Raw genomic sequence first — 20,949 nt, forward strand, 5'->3', positions numbered from 1 at the left:
CCCGCTATAAGTAGATTTCAATAGACGAACATGTATATAGGAATAACTAGATTAGCCTGAGAAGTGCGAATTTACTGGGTTTGATGTACTTAGGGAGATACTGCGAGACGTAAGATTGGAGCGGTGAAGGGAATCGAACAAAGTACCTCCTCACCTTTAAATACGACCATTCCATGAGTTATAAAAATAATTCTATACATATTCCTATACACATTTGGGATTACTTGGACAGTTCTTAACTTTATCGCGCAAGATTCCCAAAGTAACTATTTACAGCTTTAATAAGGTATATCATGCGCCCTCCCCATTGCACATCACATAACTGAATAACCATACAGTATTTTCTTGTTTTAAGACCTCAAATGAGGTATAAAAAAGAGAAATTACATACGAGGCTATAAATAATGTGGTCCGATAATCTTGCTCCTACACACATCATTAACGAATCAGATGAAGTTGATTCATATTTAGAATCGCTTGGCTTAACACAAGATGATCTCATAACACCTTTAGAGCGAGGACTTTCAGGGAGATATTCAACAACTCGCAACCACCCAGTGACCTCCAGAGGGCAATATTTTTACGGCGAAGCTGTCAGTGGAATTAGAGATATCTTAGCACCTAAAGGCTTCAAAGCTCTTTCTGTAAGGAATGTTGAATTAACGACAAACGGACAGATCGCTCTTTATCTTTGCCGTGGTTGCACACAAACAGGTCTGGCGTTGGGTAGGCCAGAATCTCGTATGAAGAAAGGTGATTTTACTAGGGAATTGATGGGGTTAATTCTCAACAACACCCCAGGGCAAGGTGCTCTAAAATTTGAAGATAAGCAATTAGACTTTGGTTTCGAAAATTCGGATACTGCATCGCCTCCCCTTTTACCAAATAAATTAGGGAAGGACTTATGGTTTTTACTTTACGATCTTGATGAAGTCGACGAGAACGGCAGAATGAGCATAAGAGCGGAGCTTTCACGCCCGATTTCATACAATGATAAAAACATAGTGAATGATTTTTCGACTCGATTAATCTTGGATACCAAACGGCCAAGTCCAGTAGATATGATCGGCGTAGAACCTCAATTCACACCGGATATTGATATAGATATTTCACAAGTTGGTTAAGTATGTACCATGTTTAACTCCGAAAGATTACGCACTGCCAGAGAGCGTAGAGGATTGACTCAGACAGCTTTGGCAGATGCCACAGGCTTAACAAGCCGTACTATTTCAACCTATGAGAAAGCTGGCTTTTTTGATGCTGTTGCGAGTGACAGTATCGAGAGAATTGCTTCTGTTCTAAATTACCCAGTTAACTTTTTTCGGGCAGGGGATATTTCATCACTTAATATTGAGGCGGTAAGCTTTAGAGCGATGACAAAGTTAAGCGCCCAAAAGCGAGACTCTGCTATTGCAGCAGGTAAATTAGCGCAAGAGGTTTCAAATTGGTTAGATAGCCAGTTCGAGCTTCCGCAAGCCAAAATTCCTGACTGTAGCTTTGATGACTATTCAGAACCAGAGACGGCCGCACGTGTTGTACGTGAACAATGGGGACTAGGAGAGTTATCAATAACCAATATGATTCACCTACTTGAATCTAAAGGTGTGAAAGTCTTTTCCTTGGCTGAAAATTGTGTTGAGGTCGATGCATTCTCTTTTTGGACAAATGGTAAACCCTTTGTCTTGCTAAATACGATGAAAACACCAGAACGCAGCCGATTCGATGCCGCCCATGAATTGGGGCATTTAGTTTTACATAAGCATTCCAGCAATAATGGGCGACAAGCTGAGCTTGATGCAGATCGCTTTGCATCCTCATTTTTGATGCCTGAGCGTAGTGTTCTGGCTACAGTGCCTCGAATGCCTTCATTAGAGCATTTAATCGAACTGAAAAAGAATTGGAAAGTATCTCTTGCGTCGCTGGTACGAAGAACGTTTGATTTGAAACTCTCAACTGAGTGGCATTATAGACAATTGAGTATTGAGTTGAACCGAAGGGGATTTCGTACATCTGAACCGCAAGGATTAGTTGAACGTGAAAAATCTTTAATTTTGGATAAGATTTTTAGCACAATGCGCGCGAAAGGGATAAAAAGAGGGGAGATTCTCGATCAACTTTCTTTGCCGTTAGATGAGATAAGTACACTAACTTTCAATAATAATTTCTTTATGGAAGCTATTGAGGGTTCAGGGAACAATGTAACCCTTAAACCTAAAGATACTTTCCTCAAGTTGGTAAAATAAAACATTGATATTTAAGTTGGCGATTCGACATCGCCAACTTATTTAGCTCAAACTTCAAATCAAAAATCTGGAATAAACCCCTCTTTTCGCAAAGCATGAATGACACCACGCATCAGATCTGATTTCGAAAAACCGGCGGTATAAATTCGAGATCCCACTTCAACCGGTTGCAAAAGGCCACGATCAACTAACTTACCAATCTGATAGGTAATTTGAGCCGACTTCAATCCCGGTAAAACCTCTTTTAAATCATTGGCTTTTACCGTTCCCTGGCTAATGGTTCGCTTAAGAATTGTAGATTCCGTCTCATTGATTACTCCCCGCCCCTTGGAATACTCGAGCGCTGGATAAAGAATTTTTGAGTTCAAAAAGTGAAGATTAGAGAGCTTATCGACTTTCTTTAACTCCGCCGATATACCGGTAAGAACATACAGGCACCATTGCTCTAGCCCCTCAACAGCCCCCGTATCCGCTTCGGCCAGCATCGAATAATAGCGTTCACGATCATTACAAAAAACCGCTGTTGGGTTTAGTACCCGCCCACTGGTTTTCACATTAAAACCGTACTTTATCAGCAAAGAATAAGTCAGCAGGCGCACCGTTCTGCCATTTCCATTACCAAATGGATGAATCCAACCAAAACGGTGATGCGCGAGAGCCACTTTCATCAGATCATATTTTGGCGCGTCTGCACGGTTCATAAACTCGACCAATTCCTGCATATAAGCCGGAACATGGATGAATTCAGGCGGCAAATGAGTTGATTGAGCAATACTCACTCCGTGACTGCGATAGGCTCCCGGCGTTTTATCCCCTTCCCGTTCAAGCCCATTTACCGTCATGGCGTGCAGTTCTCGGACAAAATACTCCGTGATATCTTCACCAGCATGCAGATGCTCATCAATAAAGTTCATGGCATGTTCGATGTTGCCAATCTCTTTCAATTGATCCGTGGAGTCCTCAGCCCCTTCAACTTTACTTTCAACGTAATCGGCTAACGTTGTATGGTTACCTTCGATTCTTGCTGAACCCAAGCTTTCCAGCATATGAAAAATACTTTTTAGCTGGGCAAATAACAGAGGATGCACATCAGTTTCAAGGCGCAGGTGCCTTAGTAACTCAAGCTCGGTCAATGCATCAACCAATCGCGAGTCGAAACTGGGGTTTAACAGTGCTAAATCATAGTGATTAAATTTAGGCATAAAGTTAGATTATCTCAAATATGTAAATATCATTATCTTAAAAATAGATTAAAAAACACTTTATAGCCATTATGTTAACAGATAATCATTTGTAGATTATCTCAAAAGTAACTTTATGATTATCTCAAAAATCCGTGGCGATACATCCTATTGAATATCACTGTATACCGAACTGAAATCAACACCATCCCCCTACTACTTTCACTTTGAACCATTATGTTCGGTATCATTCAAAGCAGGGCCAACCAGAGATAACAGGAGTAATCTCATGATAAACCCAGCGGAAAAGCTCAAGGCAAAGCAGCAGGAATTTATCAGTATCAGGGAGTTGATTCAGCGGATTTCACAGCGATACCCGACGATGAGTCAGGCGCAGATAGCCAACTGGCTGCTGATAGAATTGACGGATGCCCGGCCAGTGTCACCGCCGTTACTGATTCAGGACGCGCTCGGCGTGATCCGCCCCCCTGGCTTTGATGACCCCCAATTTTGCTATTTTGATCTGCTCTCGGCAGCGATGGCCAACCCTAAAATGGATGGAGCGCCTTGTGATGGATGGATACCTGAAAGTTATAAACCTGACGAATTTAATCACCGGCCCGATGAGGAGGAGGATCACGAACTTCCCTTCTAAGGTATTAACAGCATGAATTGTTATGATTACATCGGATTTAACCGCACTGAAATAGAACAGCTTTTGCAGATTAACCTGCGTGACAGTGACGAAGAATATCAAAACATTCTTAAAGATAAATTACCAAAATGGTTAACGCCATTTCTATCCAGAATTAATATCACAATAAAAGAAACTGCGGCATTAATTGTCGGGGTGATACCTTATTCTATACAAACTGATGATATAGGAATGGTAATAATTAATTATGAGAAATCATTATGGGATGCAGTGGATTGCAACCTATTAAGTTGTCGAGATATTAGTTATACCAATGCCAATAAAGATATTCGCCATGACGGTTATTTATTAAAAGCAGAAGTAGAGAGCTGGCTTAAGGTGAATGGCTTTCACTGGCCGTTGCCGCCGGGCGCTGTACGGGTGCCGGAGCAGCGACAAGCGGAAGAGAACTGGGGTGGTTTTGCGGGTAAAGAAACCGCGCTGGCGTTTATTGCCGGTATGGCAATCGCGTTAGCCAGGAACAATCCGCAGTGCCGGCGCGGCGTCAAAATGAATAAAACTGCCATTGCCCGTGTGGCGACTCAGGCTATGCTCAACGCGGGTTTCAGCGGGGAAATGGTGACCGAAAAGCAAATGAGCAACTTGATCAGCGAGGCGCTGCTCGTTTCTCTGCCCGAGGCCGATAATCCTTAGACGAGCGGAAGTTTATTTCCAACTCGGCGTTATTGGTTTCCAACTAAGGTATTCGCTTCCAACTAACATATTCGCGTTACGGATTGACCTAAAACAACCGGAATAAAGGTTCCTTTTATTTATTTGCCACTTCCCCCTATTACGGCCTGATTTTGTTTCAATTAATTCAGTAGCCACCGAGAGATAACAGGAGTCATGGAATGACCTATTCATCATTAATCCGATTGCCAGAAGTATTAAAACGTACCGGTTTTAGCCGGCCTTGGGTTTATAAACTATTAAAACAAAAGCGCTTCCCGCCACCGATAAAAATAGGCGGGCGGGCCATCGCTTTTGTTGAAAGTGAGGTGAATGACTGGATTGAACAGCAAATTGCACATTCGCGGGAAAATAAGCAATGAATGCACGGGAGAATTATTCGGAATGTATTTCCTTAAGCGTCTCATCAATGATGGCGAAATCCTGGCGCTCCAGCCGCTCGTATTCTGCCCTCACCGCCGGTTTCTTTAGCATTAGGGCGACCACTTGTTCATGGGACAGGCTGGGTGACTGGCGTTTATTATCCAAATCGCAACTCCTTCATTCGTTTGGCGGCTTTGCCTTTCTCTTTCCACGGCATATAAGCCGTTTTTTGCACCACAATATGCAAAATAACAATCTGCCAGTCTATTTGTGCCATAAAAATGACGCGGTTCCAGCCCTTCGGCTCATAAAAACACAACTCAAACACATCTTCGTGGTAATGCATCGGGACAGCATCAACCATCTTAATACCGTAGCGCTTCATGCGCTGAGTCAGGCTAATAAAATTGGCCTGCAAGCTGATGGGTTGGGCAAGAAGTTGGGTGATGACGTCGTCATCGTAATATTCAATGGTGTAGTTCATAGGCTAAAAAATAACAGAAACGTTATTTTCCTCCGGCTGCGGATATATCGAAAGGAACGCCCCGACAAGCCTCAATGCCATCGGGGCGTTTATCCACCACGGAGCAAGGTTGGCGTGGTGGATGTAGCGAGTCTACGAATATTTCTGCCGGGTTCAACTACTGGACAGCAGAATCAGATTATCTGCACCTAATTGATATATAGATTGTATTTATAAAGTTTAAAACATTGCTATGGGTGTTGAAAATGGCCCGAAAATGGATTTTATTCACCGGAAACCGGGCGTAAAAAGGAAGAGTCATGAATCAATTTATTGCCGGGGTTGCGGCTCAGGCGTGCGGGAAATGGGGCTTTATTCTGGATGCGCTGGCGATCTGTCACAGCAAACAGCACTCCCCCTGTCCGGCCTGTGGCGGCAAAGATCGCTTTCGTTTTGATGACCGTCAGGGCGCGGGAACGTGGTTTTGTAATCAGTGCGAACCCCGATCCGGCGACGGTTTGGATCTGGTAAAAAATGTCCGACAATGCTCGCTGACAGAAGCCGCGCGGCTGGTGGCCGATATTCTCGGTATCTCAGCCAAATCTAAAGAGCCGGATCTGGCCTCTTTGATGGCAAAAACTACGCCAGGGGAATCTCGCTATTTAATTAATAAAGGTCTGAGCGGCTATAAATTACCTATTCTGCCGGATGGTTCGTTATTGCTGATATTGCAGAATATGGCGGGTGACAGCACCGGCGCACAGATTATCCGGCACGACGGCACGAAAAAACTGATCGCTGATAGCCGCAAAAAAGGCGCGTTTATCCCACTCAAGCCGCTGCCGGAACAGGCTGAAACCGTGGTGCTGGCCGAGGGTTACGCCACGGCGCAAAGTCTGGCGTTATTGCTACCGGCCGCTGTGATTATCGCCGCCATCGATGCCGGTAATCTGCTGCCGGTGGCGCTGGCATGCCGCACCCGTTGGCCTGGCGCGAAAATCATCATTGCCGCTGATAATGATGTGAATCCGCAAGGTGCTGCCAATACCGGCCAACTGGCCGCAGAAAAAGTGGCCAGCGTGGTCGATGGTTGGGTGACACTGCCGCCGACCCCGTATAAAGCCGATTGGGATGATTACCGCCAGCAAGCCGGTACCGGGCAGGCGCGTAACAGCTTCTATCATGGTTTGTATCAGCCGCCGCCGGAGAGTCAGGTGTCTGAAAATAAAGTGTTACATCCGGCCTTATCGCAAATGGCCGCCAGCCAGCGCGGGCAGTTATTGGCCGAACATTATGGTCAGATTGCGGTGCATGCCGAGAGTGAAACGGTTTATCACTATGATGGCGAGCGCTGGGGCAAGCTGCCCGATGGTGTGTTACGGCGCGAGCTGGTGATGATTTTCAACGCCAACGACACGCCCTATTCACCGGCCGGTATCCGCAATGCCATTGAAGCGATGAAGCTGCAAATCCCGATCATGGCCGAGCCGCCGCGCCACTTGATCGGCTTTCAGAATGGGGTTTATGACCTGAAAGTCAGACAGTTCCGGCCGCATCGCGCCAATGATTGGTTGCAGCATCATAACGACATCATATTCACCGAACCGCAGCCAGACGAAAATCTGGCACACCACGCCCCGCATTTCACCAAGTGGCTGGCCCATGCGGCCAATGACGAATGGCTCAAAATAGCCCGCATCAGAGCCGCGCTGTTTACCGTCCTGTCTAACCGCTTCGACTGGCAATTGTTCCTCGAGGTCACCGGCGAGGGCGGCAGCGGGAAATCGGTATTTACCCACATCGCCACTTTGCTGGCAGGCCGTCAGAACACCGCCTCCGGCAATATGGCGGCGCTTGATCAGGCCAGAGGGCGCGCGCAGTTTGTCGGCAAAAGCCTGATTACGCTGCCCGATCAGGTGAAATATGTCGGCGAGGGGGCGGGCATCAAAGCTATCACCGGCGGGGATCTAGTGGAAATCGACGGCAAATATGAGAAACAATTCAGCACTTTGATAACCGCCGTGGTGCTGGCGACCAATAACGAGCCGATGAGTTTCACTGAGCGGCAAGGCGGTATCGCCCGACGGCGGGTGATTTTCGCGTTCAACCATCCAGTGAAAGAGGCGGATAAAGATCCGCGACTCGGCGAGAAAATCGCGGTCGAGCTGCCGGTGGTGATCCGCTGCCTGCTGGCTGAATTTGCCGATCAGGACAAGGCGCGAAAGTTGCTACTTGAGCAGCGAGATTCACGGGAGGCGATGGGTGTTAAGCGGGATGCCGATCCGCTTTATGGCTTCTGCGCGCACATTGTCGAGCTGGGCGAGGCGGTCGGTATGTATATGGGAACGCTGACAATTTCCCCGCGCGCCCCACGCATTTATCTGTATCACGCGTATCTGGCTTATATGGAGGCTTACGGCCATCAGCGTTCATTATCATTGACCAAATTCGGCAAAGACTTTCCCATAGTGATGAAAGAGTTCGGCGCAGAATACAAAAAAGCCAGAACTGACAAAGGGTTCCGCTACAACATGGATTTATCCGACACCGCCAGTGACTGGCTCCCCGCCCTGGCACTGCCCCACCATTTACAACCGGAAGAGCCACCCCACTAACTATTTCTTCCCTCTGGCTTGTTCAGCGTGTTCAGGAATAGATTTAATTAATTGAAATACAAAAATAAAAACCGACTGAATAGTTTACTAATAACTGTTCAGTCAGTATTCAGAGGTATTCATTAGTTCATGGATGGCAGGTATTAAAAACTGAACACCTGAACAGTTGCTGAAGAGTCTGAGAGTGAGTGTTCAGAGAGGCCGAAGCCAGAGCGGGCGCGGGTTGTGGGGGTGATCTTGTAGGTTGGTGAAGGGGGTGAATAGTTGGGGGTGGGAGAAGATAGGGAGATGGGGGTAAAAATAATATCCAAATTACAAATATTAATATAATCAATTTATTACACCGATAAATTCAGATTTCATGCAAAAATGATAACTCTGAATAGTATGGTCTTTGATGAGTGTGTTATAGATACTGAATTGCTGTACTCATCTACTGTAACTTACTAATTAGTCTTAAAAGACTCACTAAGGGGAATAGTTGTGTCTGCTTTCCATAACTGGTTATCTGAAAAATCATCTGGCGATTGGTACGTCTACATTAAGCGCCTTTCCGCTAATGATACGGGCGCAACAGGCGGACATCAGGCCGGAGTCTATATTCCGACTGAAGTGATTGAGAAACAGTTTTCTCCTATTCTACGAACTGATGTGAGAAATCCTGACATTCTTTTGCCTGCCAGAATCAGTTCTCATGGAAATATTGAGAGTGTAGTTAGAGCTATTTATTACAATAACCGTCATTTTGATGGTACACGTAATGAAAAACGTATTACTCGTTGGGGTAAAGGTAGCCCACTGTTAAATAAAGAAAATACTGGCGCACTGACTGTTTTCTCTTTTCATAGTCAGCCCGATAGTATCTGCGATTTTATTGACGTATGGCTATGCAATTCCCTGGCAGAGGAAGAACTTCTGGAATCCATGACGGGTGAGATCATCCCTGGCTTCTCAGTTTCTGGCCCATCTAATCAGGTTCTTGGTGGTTTTGCTGTAATAAGCGGTGATTGGAAGTCTGGTAATTACCCTATTCCAAAAGAATGGTCTGTTTCATTTCCATCGGGTGTGGATATCATTAGTTATCTCCCCAAAGTATTCCAGTTTAAAAGCCAAACACCTGATGAACTATTACTTGAAAAACGTGATGCAGAATATTCTCTGTTTCGGCGCATAGAAGAATTACATGTTTTGGATCGGGTGAAGGCAGGTTTTTCGTCAGTAGATGATTTTATAAATTTAGCTAATTCAGTAAGTAACCGGCGTAAATCACGAGCAGGGAGATCTTTGGAATTACATCTGGAGCATACGTTCGTCGAAAATAATCTTACTGATTTTGCAACTCAGTGTATTACTGAGGGCAATAAAAAACCTGACTTTTTATTTCCCTCTTCTGAGGCTTACAACGATGCGGAATATCCTTCAGATAAATTGAGAATGCTTGCAGTAAAAACCACCTGTAAAGATCGCTGGCGCCAGGCTCTGAATGAGGCTAACCGGATTGAAAAAATTCATCTTTTTACTCTTCAGGAAGGTGTCTCTGTTAATCAGTTCCAGGAAATGAAAGATGCTGGCGTTCAATTAGTGGTTCCGAAGCCTCTTCACAAAAAATATCCTGAATCTATTCGTGATGAGTTAATTTCTCTTGATGATTTCATTCAAGAAATCAAGGAAATATATAATCATTAATTAAATAACAAGGCCGAATTTGAGTTATTTATAACCTGTATTCGGTCAAGTAAATATTACCTGACTAATGCCTTGTGTATCAATTTGAGCATTTACTTCACTGCTACAAATCCATTCCTCCACTCTCGCTGAAATATCATTATCTGTTAGCTTGTACTTACCCCGTAATGCACACTCCCAGACGACTAAAACTTTCCAGCCGTCGGCTGAGAGATGTTTTATAACGTCATTGTCTCTTTTTACATTCCCTTGTATTTTTTTAAGCCAAAAGTCAGTACGTGTAGCTGGTATCTTAAACAAATGGCAGTCATGTTTATGCCAAAAACAACCATGAACAAAGATTATCGCCCGATAATCATCGATAACAAAATCGGGCTTCCCAGGGAGTTCACGGATTTGAACTCTGTAAGAAAGCCCTAACAGATCAAGTAGTTTGGCTAATTTAACCTCTATGGCTGTGTCTTTTGTTCGGATGGCCCTCATGTTTTTACTGCGAGTTTCCGAAGAGTGAACATCAGCCATAATGATTAAGCCGCCTTATCTTTTCGCACTTTTACTGCTTCTGCTATAAATGGCGCGAGTAACTGAGCAACAGCTGCAAAAACAGGAACGACTACGGAGTTACCAAATTGCCGATAAGCCTGTGTATCAGATACAGGAATGCGGAACGATTCCTTACCCGGCGTTTCAAAACCCATCAGGCGAGCACATTCTTTTGGTGTAAGTCGACGAGGACGATTTTCCTGATTATTTTTATCATCAAAATCTGTTTCCCCTAAAGTTTTATCCCAACCTCGATCAATTAAAATCTCAGAGCCATCTTTGTGATAACGAGCTGATAATGTTCTGGCCACGCTCTCGCTGTTTGTTGGGTCAACCAGCCCAAAGCCAAAACCGTTACCTTTCGCCTGATGCTTTTTGGCGTAATTGTATAAGTATTTCCACAAGTGTGGAGTCAGTATGTATTTATCATCAACTACAGGTTCGAGTAATTCGCCAAATGTCAGACGTTTTTCAGGAAAATACTTATGGATATCTTTTAATGTAAAACCTTTATCAATATTAAGGTCTCGACGGAATCCAACTAAAACAATACGTTCTCTGTGTTGAGGCAAGAAATTCTTTCCATCTACAATCTTAGGATCTTGTGATCCGGCTGCATTTGCATCAGCGACTGAATAACCCAGTTCATCAAGCGTATTCATAATAACGCGGAAGGTTTTACCTTTATCGTGGCTTTTTAGATTCTTAACATTTTCAAGCAAGAAAATAGCTGGTTTCTTTGAGGCAATAATCCGGGCGACATCAAAAAATAATGTCCCTTGGGCTTCACACTCAAAACCATGAGCACGGCCCAACGAGTTTTTCTTTGAAACCCCTGCTAATGAAAATGGCTGGCAAGGAAATCCAGCAAGCAAAACATCATGATCAGGAATCTGTTTATCTATATTTTTATAAGCCTCTTCATCTGATATTTCTGTATTTTCACTTAATGTTATTTCACGTATATCAGAATTGAATCGATGCTCTATGGGGTCACAATACCAATTTGCTTTATATGTCCGTACCGCATAGGGATTCCATTCGCTTGTAAAAACACATTGCCCGCCAATGGCCTCAAAACCTTTTCGAATGCCGCCAATACCCGCAAAGAGATCAATAAAACGAAATTGATAATTAGGGTGATTTTTCGGCGGGGAAGGCAACATTTCCTGTAGCATGCTAATTTCGGCCTCAGTTAGAGGCTTTTGAATGGATTTCCCGTTGTACCAGCGATTAAGGGCTTCACGAGTCCATTCACACTTACTGACTTTTCTCAGAATTTCAGCAACAGCTTTTTGATCGTAAATTTCCAGCACACGTCGAACAAGTTCTTTGTCTTGTTGTAATTGTTGTTGTTCTTTATGTTGTGTTTGTTCCGCAATTTGATTGGCGATTAAATTTAGCGCTTCCATCTTAGCATTACTCACTCTGGGAATTTTCAATGTAAGAGTATCACTCATTTTACCCAGATGAAAGCAGCGCTGTATAAAAAAACAGTATCTTTAATTTACTGCTTTACAAAATCATCTGTGCCGCCCGGCATTTATAAATTGCTGCTAATTTCTCTCTGGTTTTCTTCTGCGGGCGAGAATCTACAGCTTCCCATTGGGATACAGCGGATTGCGTGGTGCCAAGCAGTTCTGCTATTTCATATTGCGAAAAACCACGGTAGATACGCCATGCTGCCAGCAAACTGACACCATCGTTTACCATGATTTGAACAACCTCATTCGGGATGGTCTGATCATCATCGTTATCAGCAATATAGGGAATATCCTCATACTTTGCATTAGAGATAAGCTGTTGGTATTCGGCAATGGGTAAGACCACAAACTGAGGCTTTCCTGCTTCATCATGAATGTATTGTAGTTTTGCCATCTTATTCACCTTAGTTTAGAAAAATAACGCCATGCCTTTGAGGGGAAATATACTGAGCCAGCCTAATAGGTTGTTGTGGTCCTGCGTTTCACTTCCTGGATCGTACATATCACAGGGGTTCCCTCTATAATCTGAAAAATAATCCTATAATTCCCCACCCGCATCCGATACTGGCCAGTACCCATCTGTAACTTTTTGATATCCAAATCAACAGCAGGGAAATTTGTTAGTTTATTCACTTTTTCACTGATGGATTTTCGATATCTGACATCTATTGAAAGTAACTGCTTAACCGCTTTCCTCGACCAGTCAACCTTGACCATCGTTTCCTCACTTTTATAAGTGATCACATCCGCTGTTATGGTCAAATAGTAGAGCTATATGTAAGCATGGTCAACACAAAAAGCTGATTATTTACTAATTTTAATCTTATTAAAAACTAATATATGAGTCTAAATAATAATTAATATTGATGAATTACATACGCATTACACCCACAAATGCGGCCCCTCTCGCATCTACAAAAATGTTTGTCCTAATTTACCACTGGTTAATTGAACAGTAGAGAATGGCCGGATATAGTGCCCCCGCAGCGGCAAATTCCGCTGCCGTGATTAGCGTCCCGGAATTCAATAGAGCGCACGACCGCACAGGCGGTTACTATGTGCGGGTACAGTTACACCTGTGAAAAAGCAATGGTGGGCTGGACGGGGGCATCGAAAGATGCGCCGGGTTCTCTGTTGACCGGTTACGCTAACCTCGTTCAGCTCACCACCCTCTTGAGGTTAGCGTCTCTTGGTGGTGATTTTAAAGCCATCAACTGAGAGGTTGTCATCATGGATTCGACGACTAAAGCCCCTTGCCGTACCGCTTTTCTTCACCTGCCAACATCACTGGCTGCCACTCTCCCGCCGGAGGTGCGCCATGTACGATAATACGCCCCCAGAATTAGAAGAAGTTATCGATCACTGTCGTGCACTGATCCACGCCGTTATCACTCTCGAATCGCAGGAAGTGAAAGAAATACTCAACTTTGTCCTACAACAGCAAATAGACCTGCTACATCAAACTTATCATCAAACCACCAGCGAGCCTCTCGAGGCTGAATAATCTCTAAATGCAAAAAGGCATCGCGAGATGCCTTTAAAAAGTTTGGGTAACTATTTCAGCCAGATAGCAAATATCCCTCCCCTATGCCCGTTTCCCAAATCTTCCATGAATCACATTCTCGCCATTTTCCAGGCTATCCATATAGTCGGCATACCATTGCAGCATTTCTCTGCGACCATCCAGATATTGAGCGTGATTATAGGTACCGCGAATACTGTTTTTATCGACGTGAGCCAGTTGTGTTTCTATCCAGGCCGTATTAAAACCCTGCTCATGCAAAATAGTACTCATTGTGTGGCGAAAACCGTGGCCGGTGGCCCTGCCGCCATAACCGATACGTCGGATTAGTACATTGAGAGTCATCTCACTGATAGGCTTGCTGTGCTGTATTCTGCCGGGGAACACAAACTGATAGCGCCCGCTGATAGGTTGAATCTGCTTTAGTATCGTAATGGCTTGATCCGGAAGCGGCACCATATGTGGCCGACGCATCTTCATTCGCACCGCGGGGATCTCCCATAAGGCATTATCAAAATCAAACTCTGCCCATTCGGCCTGCCGCAATTCACCCGGGCGGGTACCGGTGAGGATCAGCAACCGCATCGCTAATTTAACCAACATGCTGCCGCTATAACTGGCAAGGCTGGAAAGAAATTCAGGGATTTCATTAATCGTAAGATGTGGATAGTGTTCGCGTTTATGGGGAGCAAAAGCACTGGCAAGATCAGGGGCGGGATTATATTCGGCTCGGCCAGTGATGATGGCGTATTTCCAAACCTCACCACATCGCTGCCGAACCTTACGCATTTTCTCAGTGGCACCCCGTTTTTCTAACTTGGACAGCACGGCCATTAGCTTAAGTGGTTTAATTTCTTTGATTGGCCGGTAACCGATATATGGAAAAACATCTCTTTCAAACGTGCTCATCATTTCTAAACGATAGGATTCAGACCATCTATCATAACGCCGCTGATACCACTCTCGGGTGATAGCTTCAAAGGTATTACTCCCCTCTCCTTGCTGCACTAACTTTTGTTCTTTTCTTAAATCACTGGGGTTAATACCCACCATAACCAGCTTTTTAGCCTCATCCCTTTTTCGCCTTGCCTCAGTTAACGAGACAGCAGGATAAGTGCCCAATGAAAGCATTTTAGGTTTGCCAGCAAAACGGTATCTGAAGCGCCAACCTTTCGAGCCATTTGGCTCCACCAGCAGCGACAATCCATTACCATCCGCTTTGGTGTAGGGCTTCTCTTGGGGTTTTGCACAGCGTATCTCAAGGTCCGTGAGTGCCATGTGTATAGAATCCAGAGTGTATAAAACATGATGTGTATAGAATTTGGAGTGTAGAGAATTTCTATACAGATAACTATACACGTTTGTATGTGGATTCCCGTGAGCAACAATAGCCGTCAATAGACAACAACAGTGGCCTAAACCTTGCTATGACTGGGTTTGATGGACTTCGGGAGATACTGCGAGACGTTAGATTGGAGCGGGTGAAGGGAATCGAACCCTCGTATAGAGCTTGGGAAGCTCTCGTTCTACCATTGAACTACACCCGCTTCGGTGTGCGGTTTGCATTATAACCGGTTCTTTGACGTGGGCAAGCGAAGATATAGTCTAAGCGCCGGTATTTTAAGCGATTAGATTAAACCAAGTATAACTATCGCTGTTTTGTTTGATAAAAAGGGCGCCGAAGCGCCCTAATAGATTTACCGTTAACCGGCGTAACTTATTTTACCGGGCGCATCGCTGGGAACAAGATAACATCGCGGATAGTGTGGCTGTTGGTAAACAACATCACCATACGGTCGATACCGATACCCAGACCCGCGGTCGGCGGCAAGCCATGCTCCAGTGCAGTAACATAGTCTTCGTCGTAGAACATCGCTTCATCATCACCAGCTTCTTTGGCGCTAACCTGATCAGCAAAGCGCTGTGCCTGATCTTCAGCATCATTCAGCTCGGAGAAACCATTACCAATTTCACGGCCACCGATGAAGAATTCGAAGCGGTCAGTGATAAACGGATTATCATCATTACGACGAGCCAACGGTGAAACTTCTGCTGGGTATTCAGTGATGAAGGTTGGTTGAATCAGATGACTCTCTGCGGTCTCTTCGAAAATTTCGCATTGAACGCGGCCTAAGCCCCAGCTTTTCTCAACTTTAATCCCCAATGACTCGGCGATAGCTACTGCTTTATCCATATCGTCCAAGTCAGCCACATTGGTTTCTGGGCGATATTTGCAAATAGCTTCTTTCATGGTCAATTTGGCAAAAGGCTTACCAAAATCGAAGGTCTGGTCACCATACTGCACCACACTGCTACCCAGCACGGTTTCAGTCAGTGTCCGGAATAACTCTTCGGTCAACGTAATCAGGTCTTTGTAATCCGCATAAGCCATATAGAGTTCCATCATGGTGAACTCTGGGTTATGACGCGGTGAAACGCCTTCATTACGGAAGTTACGGTTGATTTCGAACACTCGTTCAAAACCACCGACAACCAAGCGCTTCAGATACAACTCTGGGGCGATACGCAAGTACATATCGATATCCAGCGCATTGTGATGAGTCACGAATGGGCGCGCTGAAGCACCACCAGGAATCACTTGCATCATAGGAGTTTCGACTTCCATGAAGCCTTTTTCCACCATGAAGCGGCGAATACCTGACATCACTTGCGAACGAACTTTGAATGTATTGCGTGATTCGTCGTTAGCGATTAGATCCAGATAACGTTGACGATAGCGGGTTTCCTGATCAGCCAGGCCGTGGAATTTATCCGGCAACGGACGCAATGCTTTAGTCAGCAAACGCAGTTCGCTACAGTGGATAGACAGCTCGCCAGTTTTGGTTTTAAACAGCTTACCGCGCGCGCCCAGGATATCGCCGAGATCCCACTTTTTAAATTCTTCGTTATAAACGCCTTCCGGCAGGTCATCGCGGGAAACGTATAGCTGGATACGGCCACCGACATCTTGCAGCGTCACAAATGATGCTTTCCCCATAATACGGCGAGTCATCATACGGCCAGCAACGGTCACTTCGATATCCAGCGCTTCTAATTCTTCATTTGTTTTTTCGCCGTACTCGGCATGTAGCTGGTCTGAGAGGTGCTCACGACGGAAATCATTAGGGAAAGCAATCCCTTTTTCCCGCAGTGCTGCCAGTTTTTCCCGACGAGCTTGTAACTCACTATTGAGTTCTTGCGCTTGCTCAGCGACTTGTGGTTTTTGCTCTGACATCTCAGTTCCTTATAGCCCGGCTTTCAAACTTGCTTCAATGAATTTGTCCAGATCACCATCCAGTACCGCTTGCGTATTGCGTGTTTCTACACCGGTACGCAAATCTTTGATACGGGAGTCATCCAGTACATAAGAACGGATCTGGCTACCCCAGCCGATATCGGACTTGTTATCTTCCAGCATCTGTTTATCAGCATTTTTCTTTTGCATCTCAAACTCATACAGCTTTGCTTTCAGCTGTTTCATGGCTTGATCTTTGTTCTTATGCTGAGAACGGTCATTCTGGCATTGAGTCACGATATTGGTTGGAATATGGGTAATACGTACCGCAGATTCTGTTTTGTTGACGTGCTGACCACCCGCACCAGATGCGCGGTAAACGTCAATACGCAAGTCCGCCGGGTTGATTTCGATATCAATATCGTCGTCAACTTCTGGATAGACAAAGGCAGAACTGAATGAAGTATGACGGCGGCCACCAGAATCAAACGGGCTTTTACGTACCAGGCGATGTACGCCAGTTTCAGTACGTAACCAACCAAACGCATAATCGCCGATGATCTTAATAGTGGCTGATTTTAAGCCTGCAACATCACCATCAGACTCTTCGATGATTTCAGTTTTGAAACCTTTGGCTTCAGCCCAACGCAGGTACATGCGCAGCAGCATGCTGGCCCAGTCCTGAGCTTCTGTACCACCGGAACCAGCTTGCAGATCCAGATAACAGTTGGCGCTATCATATTCACCAGAGAACATTCTGCGGAATTCGAGTTGACCTAGCTTGCCATCAAGGATATCTAACTCAGCAACCGCTTCGTTAAATGTCTCTTCGTCGTCAGCTTCAATAGCCAGCTCCAGCAAGCCAGTCACGTCATCCATACCTTGATCCAGTTGATCAATGGTGGAGACAATCTCTTCCAGCGAGGAACGTTCTTTCCCTAGAGCCTGAGCGCGCTCAGGTTCATTCCAGACGTCGGGCTGTTCCAGCTCAGCGTTTACTTCTTCTAGTCGTTCTTTCTTGGCATCATAGTCAAAGATACCCCCTGAGAACGGCTGTCCGATCAGACAGGTCCTGAATTCGGTTTTTTACCGGGTTTATTTCAAACATGGTTTAAAGTCTTACGTTAAGTCGTAGATGACGGAATGTCATTATACCCGTCATACTTCAAGCTGCATGTGTGTTGGCTGTCTTCGTTCACCCGAATCATTGACTGCCTATTGACCTTAAAATAAATAGACTCATCGGGATTTACTCAATTGCCGCCTTCCTGCAACTTGAATTATTTAGGGCACAGAATTGGTAATTCTAACGGATCTATACGACGGTTTATAGCTTGTTGACTATATTTGTAGCTATCCCCTTCCTATTTGCTGCTGCAGCTGTGTTAGCGGCTCTCACTCACCCGAATCACTGACTAATGTCAGCTCATCGGGATTCATTTGTTAGCTGCCTTGCTGCAACACCAACTACTTTGGGTATAGAATAATATCGTGGTTTACTAATACGGCCACAGGTGTTGAATCAGCAACTGGACACTGCGGTTACCGCGATACTCATTAATATCAAGTTTATAAGCCAGCTTAACTTCACGCACACTGCTATCCGGCCATAAAGTCGTATCAATATTAAACGCGATACCATCCAATAAAGGCCCGCCATTCAAAGGCTCAATCATAAGTTTCAGGTGGCGTTCACCCACCAGCCGTTGTTGCAAGATACGGAATTTCCCGTCAAATGTGGGTTCAGGGAAGGATTGCCCCCACGGGCCGCCATCTCGCAGCAACTCTGCTGTTTCCAGTGATAATTCGTTGCCATTCAGTTCACCGTCTGACCAGATAACGCCCTCCAACTGCGAGGCGTCCATCCATTCACCGACTAAATCTGCAAAACGCTGACGGAATTGATCGAATTTATCCTGTTCCAGCGATAACCCCGCCGCCATAGCATGACCGCCAAATTTCAGCATTAACCCTGGGTTTAAGGTATCCAGGCGCTCAAGAGCATCGCGCATATGCAGGCCTGCCACACTACGTCCCGAGCCTTTCAGTAAACCGTCACCCGCTGGGGCAAAAGCAATAACCGGCCGATGAAAACGCTCTTTAATGCGTGAGGCCAGAATCCCGACCACCCCTTGGTGCCACTCTGGGTGAAACATCGCGATACCGTAAGGTAATTCAGTACTGGTGCGCTCTAACTGGTCACATAGTTGCAAGGCTTCAACCTGCATACCCTGCTCTATCTCACGGCGCGTTTGATTAAGCGCATCAAGATCGATTGCCAGTGCTCTGGCCTGAGCAATATCGTCACTGAGCAACAACGCCACCCCGATGGACATATCATCCAGACGCCCGGCGGCATTAAGCCGTGGGCCAAGGGAGAAACCCAGATCGTTGGCTGCCAATTGGCGCGCATCGCGATTGGCGACCTCCAGTAATGCACGAATACCTGGTCGGCATTTCCCGGCCCGAATACGGCTTAGCCCCTGATGCACCAAAATGCGGTTATTGGCATCCAATGGCACCACATCGGCAACCGTTCCCAGCGCCACCAAATCCAGTAACTCAGCCAGGTTAGGTATCGCTAAAGCTCGTTGTTCAAACCAGCCACTGTCTCTAAGACGTGCACGTAATGCCAACATCAGATAAAAGGTGACGCCCACTCCGGCCAAGGATTTGGAAAGGAAATTACATCCTGCCAAATTGGGATTGATGATAGCTTCTGCTGCTGGCAAGGTTTCACCCGGCAGGTGATGGTCGGTAACCAACACCTGGATACCCAGAGCATGAGCCAAATCCACTCCCGCATGAGAGGAAATACCGTTATCGACAGTAACGATCAGTTCTGCACCACGGGCAGCAACTTGCTCGACAACTTCGGGACTCAGCCCATAGCCATCTTCAAAACGATTTGGCACCAGATAATCAATATTACTGCCACCCATGCTACGCAGAGCGAGCACTGCCAACGCGGTACTGGTTGCGCCATCAGCATCAAAATCACCGACAATCACAATACGACGCCTGTCAGCCAATGCTTGTTGCAACAGAGTAACACCGGCTTCAATACCGTCGAGTTGCTGCCAGGCAAGCAGGCCTTTTACACCGCGCTCCAGCTCCTCGGCACTTTTTACGCCACGGCTGGCATAAAGGCGGCGCAGCAATGGGTGTAACTGGGCGGGCAAATGGCTATCATCCACCGCCTCACGACGGCGAAGTTGAGTTTTCAATGTCACGGATGATTAACCCGCCGCTTTTGAGGAAGCCTGGTGCTTATTCAGCATCTGTAACATTTCTTTTGGCTCCAGATAACCTGGAACGATAGTGCCATTTTGCAACACGATGGCTGGAGTGCCCTGAATACCAAACTGCACACCTAACTTATAGTGCTCAGAAATATCGGTTTTACAGGTTGCAGGTGATATATCGACACCTTTCATCGCATCATCGAATGCTTTGTTGCGATCAGCCATACACCAGATTGAGCGCATGTCTTTTTCTGCCTGAGAGCTCAACCCCTGACGTGGGAAAGCCAGATAACGCACGGTAATTCCCAGCGCGTTATAATCACTCATTTGTTCGTGCAATTTATGACAATAGCCGCAGGTGATATCAGTAAACACAGTAACAACGTGTTTTTCTTGCGGTGCCTTATACACAATCATTTCTTTGCTCAATGCTTCCAACTTTTTCACCAGCATCTGGTTGGTCACATTCACCGGTTGGCTACCGCTCACATCGTACAACGGCCCTTGCAACAAGTGTTTACCATCGGCGGAAATATAAAGCACACCGCTGTCAGTCATCACGGTACTCAAGCCGGGGATAGGTGATGGTTGGATGTCAGCTTTCTGAATATCCAACTTTTTCAGTGTCTGTTGGATAGCGGCATCATCAGCATGAGCCAGCCCCGTGAATGCAGCGATAACCATCGGCAGCAGTAATAAACTTTTTTTCATTTATAAATCCTATCTTTTTCCACTCGGCATGGTTTTCATAAAAAACAATTATGCGCGCGGATGATGCTGTTGATGTAGCAACTTCAAACGCTCAGTCGCTACATGGGTATAAATCTGGGTCGTCGACAGATCACTGTGGCCCAGTAACATTTGTACCACACGCAGGTCCGCACCGTGATTTAACAGATGCGTGGCAAAAGCATGCCGCAATACGTGGGGCGAAAGCCGTTCACTATCAATACCGGCAAGGATCGCATAGTGTTTGATTCGA

At 45.6% G+C, this 20,949-nt stretch carries 22 protein-coding genes, 1 tRNA gene and 1 pseudogene; 10 read left to right on the plus strand and 14 right to left on the minus strand.

The window, feature by feature from the left end; translation table 11 throughout:
* Window positions 1-404 precede the first annotated feature (404 nt).
* A complete protein-coding gene (locus ACNSO8_RS14085; RefSeq protein WP_145537590.1) occupies window positions 405-1,124 on the plus strand; it encodes a hypothetical protein in 720 nt (239 codons plus the stop codon).
* A gap of 9 nt (window positions 1,125-1,133) precedes the next feature.
* Window positions 1,134-2,243 (plus strand): helix-turn-helix domain-containing protein, encoded by a 1,110-nt coding sequence (locus tag ACNSO8_RS14090; protein WP_145537592.1) that lies wholly within the window; start codon window positions 1,134-1,136, stop codon window positions 2,241-2,243.
* 59 nt (window positions 2,244-2,302) lie between these two features.
* On the opposite strand, the gene ACNSO8_RS14095 is transcribed toward ACNSO8_RS14090, so the two are convergent.
* Entirely contained in the window at window positions 2,303-3,445 is a 1,143-nt protein-coding gene (locus ACNSO8_RS14095) for a Fic family protein (protein ID WP_418394997.1), read from the minus strand.
* 268 nt (window positions 3,446-3,713) lie between these two features.
* On the opposite strand from ACNSO8_RS14095, the gene ACNSO8_RS14100 reads away from it, so the two are divergent.
* The 4 genes and pseudogenes from ACNSO8_RS14100 (at window position 3,714) to ACNSO8_RS14115 (ending at window position 5,173) form a co-directional block, all read left to right on the plus strand.
* Window positions 3,714-4,079: a hypothetical protein gene (locus tag ACNSO8_RS14100; protein ID WP_418394998.1), complete on the plus strand. Its 366-nt coding sequence runs from the start codon at window positions 3,714-3,716 to the stop codon at window positions 4,077-4,079.
* 12 nt (window positions 4,080-4,091) lie between these two features.
* Window positions 4,092-4,325, plus strand: a pseudogene (locus ACNSO8_RS14105) (hypothetical protein); the annotation flags it as partial.
* An 81-nt stretch (window positions 4,326-4,406) separates the two neighbouring features.
* The gene (locus tag ACNSO8_RS14110) at window positions 4,407-4,772 is read left to right on the plus strand and encodes a hypothetical protein (RefSeq protein WP_263700786.1); all 366 of its coding nucleotides are present in this window, start codon (window positions 4,407-4,409) and stop codon (window positions 4,770-4,772) included.
* A 200-nt stretch (window positions 4,773-4,972) separates the two neighbouring features.
* Window positions 4,973-5,173: a helix-turn-helix transcriptional regulator gene (locus ACNSO8_RS14115; protein WP_049604475.1), complete on the plus strand. Its 201-nt coding sequence runs from the start codon at window positions 4,973-4,975 to the stop codon at window positions 5,171-5,173.
* 13 nt (window positions 5,174-5,186) lie between these two features.
* On the opposite strand, the gene ACNSO8_RS14120 is transcribed toward ACNSO8_RS14115, so the two are convergent.
* Window positions 5,187-5,339, minus strand: a complete 153-nt coding sequence (locus ACNSO8_RS14120) for a hypothetical protein (protein ID WP_418394999.1) — start codon at window positions 5,337-5,339, stop codon at window positions 5,187-5,189.
* Complete coding sequence (locus ACNSO8_RS14125) at window positions 5,332-5,658, minus strand: type II toxin-antitoxin system RelE/ParE family toxin (protein WP_049604476.1); 327 nt, start codon at window positions 5,656-5,658, stop codon at window positions 5,332-5,334. Before ACNSO8_RS14125 ends, ACNSO8_RS14120 begins: the two co-directional genes overlap by 8 nt.
* A 299-nt stretch (window positions 5,659-5,957) precedes the next feature.
* Between ACNSO8_RS14125 and ACNSO8_RS14130 the strand changes: the two genes are divergently transcribed.
* Window positions 5,958-8,252, plus strand: coding sequence for a primase-helicase zinc-binding domain-containing protein (locus tag ACNSO8_RS14130; RefSeq protein WP_418395000.1), 2,295 nt, complete (start codon window positions 5,958-5,960; stop codon window positions 8,250-8,252).
* 483 nt (window positions 8,253-8,735) lie between these two features.
* Window positions 8,736-9,938, plus strand: coding sequence for a type II restriction endonuclease (locus ACNSO8_RS14135; RefSeq protein WP_318526660.1), 1,203 nt, complete (start codon window positions 8,736-8,738; stop codon window positions 9,936-9,938).
* Window positions 9,939-9,983: 45 nt separating this feature from the next.
* On the opposite strand, the gene ACNSO8_RS14140 is transcribed toward ACNSO8_RS14135, so the two are convergent.
* From ACNSO8_RS14140 to ACNSO8_RS14155, 4 genes are all read right to left on the minus strand, one after another.
* Window positions 9,984-10,460: a very short patch repair endonuclease gene (locus tag ACNSO8_RS14140; RefSeq protein WP_050322042.1), complete on the minus strand. Its 477-nt coding sequence runs from the start codon at window positions 10,458-10,460 to the stop codon at window positions 9,984-9,986.
* A gap of 5 nt (window positions 10,461-10,465) precedes the next feature.
* Window positions 10,466-11,893, minus strand: coding sequence for a DNA cytosine methyltransferase (locus ACNSO8_RS14145; protein ID WP_418395003.1), 1,428 nt, complete (start codon window positions 11,891-11,893; stop codon window positions 10,466-10,468).
* Window positions 11,894-11,996: 103 nt separating this feature from the next.
* Window positions 11,997-12,359: a helix-turn-helix domain-containing protein gene (locus ACNSO8_RS14150; protein ID WP_050298254.1), complete on the minus strand. Its 363-nt coding sequence runs from the start codon at window positions 12,357-12,359 to the stop codon at window positions 11,997-11,999.
* Between the two features lie 62 nt (window positions 12,360-12,421).
* Complete coding sequence (locus tag ACNSO8_RS14155) at window positions 12,422-12,682, minus strand: type II toxin-antitoxin system RelE family toxin (protein ID WP_050298253.1); 261 nt, start codon at window positions 12,680-12,682, stop codon at window positions 12,422-12,424.
* Window positions 12,683-13,021: 339 nt separating this feature from the next.
* On the opposite strand from ACNSO8_RS14155, the gene ACNSO8_RS14160 reads away from it, so the two are divergent.
* Window positions 13,022-13,183: an ash family protein gene (locus tag ACNSO8_RS14160; protein ID WP_005174987.1), complete on the plus strand. Its 162-nt coding sequence runs from the start codon at window positions 13,022-13,024 to the stop codon at window positions 13,181-13,183.
* A gap of 100 nt (window positions 13,184-13,283) precedes the next feature.
* Window positions 13,284-13,469, plus strand: a complete 186-nt coding sequence (locus ACNSO8_RS14165; RefSeq protein WP_418395001.1) for a hypothetical protein — start codon at window positions 13,284-13,286, stop codon at window positions 13,467-13,469.
* 81 nt (window positions 13,470-13,550) lie between these two features.
* Here the strand turns inward: ACNSO8_RS14165 and ACNSO8_RS14170 are convergent, their stop codons facing one another.
* The 7 genes from ACNSO8_RS14170 to ACNSO8_RS14200 form a co-directional block, all read right to left on the minus strand.
* On the minus strand, window positions 13,551-14,765 hold the full coding sequence (locus ACNSO8_RS14170) for a tyrosine-type recombinase/integrase (RefSeq protein ID WP_418395002.1): 1,215 nt from the start codon (window positions 14,763-14,765) through the stop codon (window positions 13,551-13,553).
* Between the two features lie 195 nt (window positions 14,766-14,960).
* A tRNA-Gly gene (locus ACNSO8_RS14175) sits at window positions 14,961-15,034 on the minus strand.
* A 170-nt stretch (window positions 15,035-15,204) separates the two neighbouring features.
* Window positions 15,205-16,722 carry a lysine--tRNA ligase gene (lysS, locus tag ACNSO8_RS14180; protein WP_050160161.1) on the minus strand — a complete coding sequence of 506 codons (1,518 nt, stop codon included), beginning with the start codon at window positions 16,720-16,722 and terminating at the stop codon, window positions 15,205-15,207.
* 9 nt (window positions 16,723-16,731) lie between these two features.
* Window positions 16,732-17,830, minus strand: a protein-coding gene (gene prfB / locus ACNSO8_RS14185) for a peptide chain release factor 2 (protein WP_098057343.1) whose coding sequence is annotated in 2 segments (ribosomal slippage) — window positions 16,732-17,754 and window positions 17,756-17,830 — 1,098 coding nt in all. Because the reading frame shifts where the segments join, the coding sequence is not laid out codon by codon here.
* 391 nt (window positions 17,831-18,221) lie between these two features.
* Window positions 18,222-19,955 (minus strand): single-stranded-DNA-specific exonuclease RecJ, encoded by a 1,734-nt coding sequence (gene recJ / locus ACNSO8_RS14190; RefSeq protein WP_046050302.1) that lies wholly within the window; start codon window positions 19,953-19,955, stop codon window positions 18,222-18,224.
* Window positions 19,956-19,961: 6 nt separating this feature from the next.
* Window positions 19,962-20,678, minus strand: coding sequence for a bifunctional protein-disulfide isomerase/oxidoreductase DsbC (gene dsbC, locus ACNSO8_RS14195; protein ID WP_019078982.1), 717 nt, complete (start codon window positions 20,676-20,678; stop codon window positions 19,962-19,964).
* A gap of 48 nt (window positions 20,679-20,726) precedes the next feature.
* Window positions 20,727-20,949 (minus strand): tyrosine-type recombinase/integrase (locus ACNSO8_RS14200; protein ID WP_418394577.1); only part of this gene is annotated, 223 nt, incomplete at its 5' end.

The organism is Yersinia sp. LJYL362 (genome assembly GCF_048323875.1).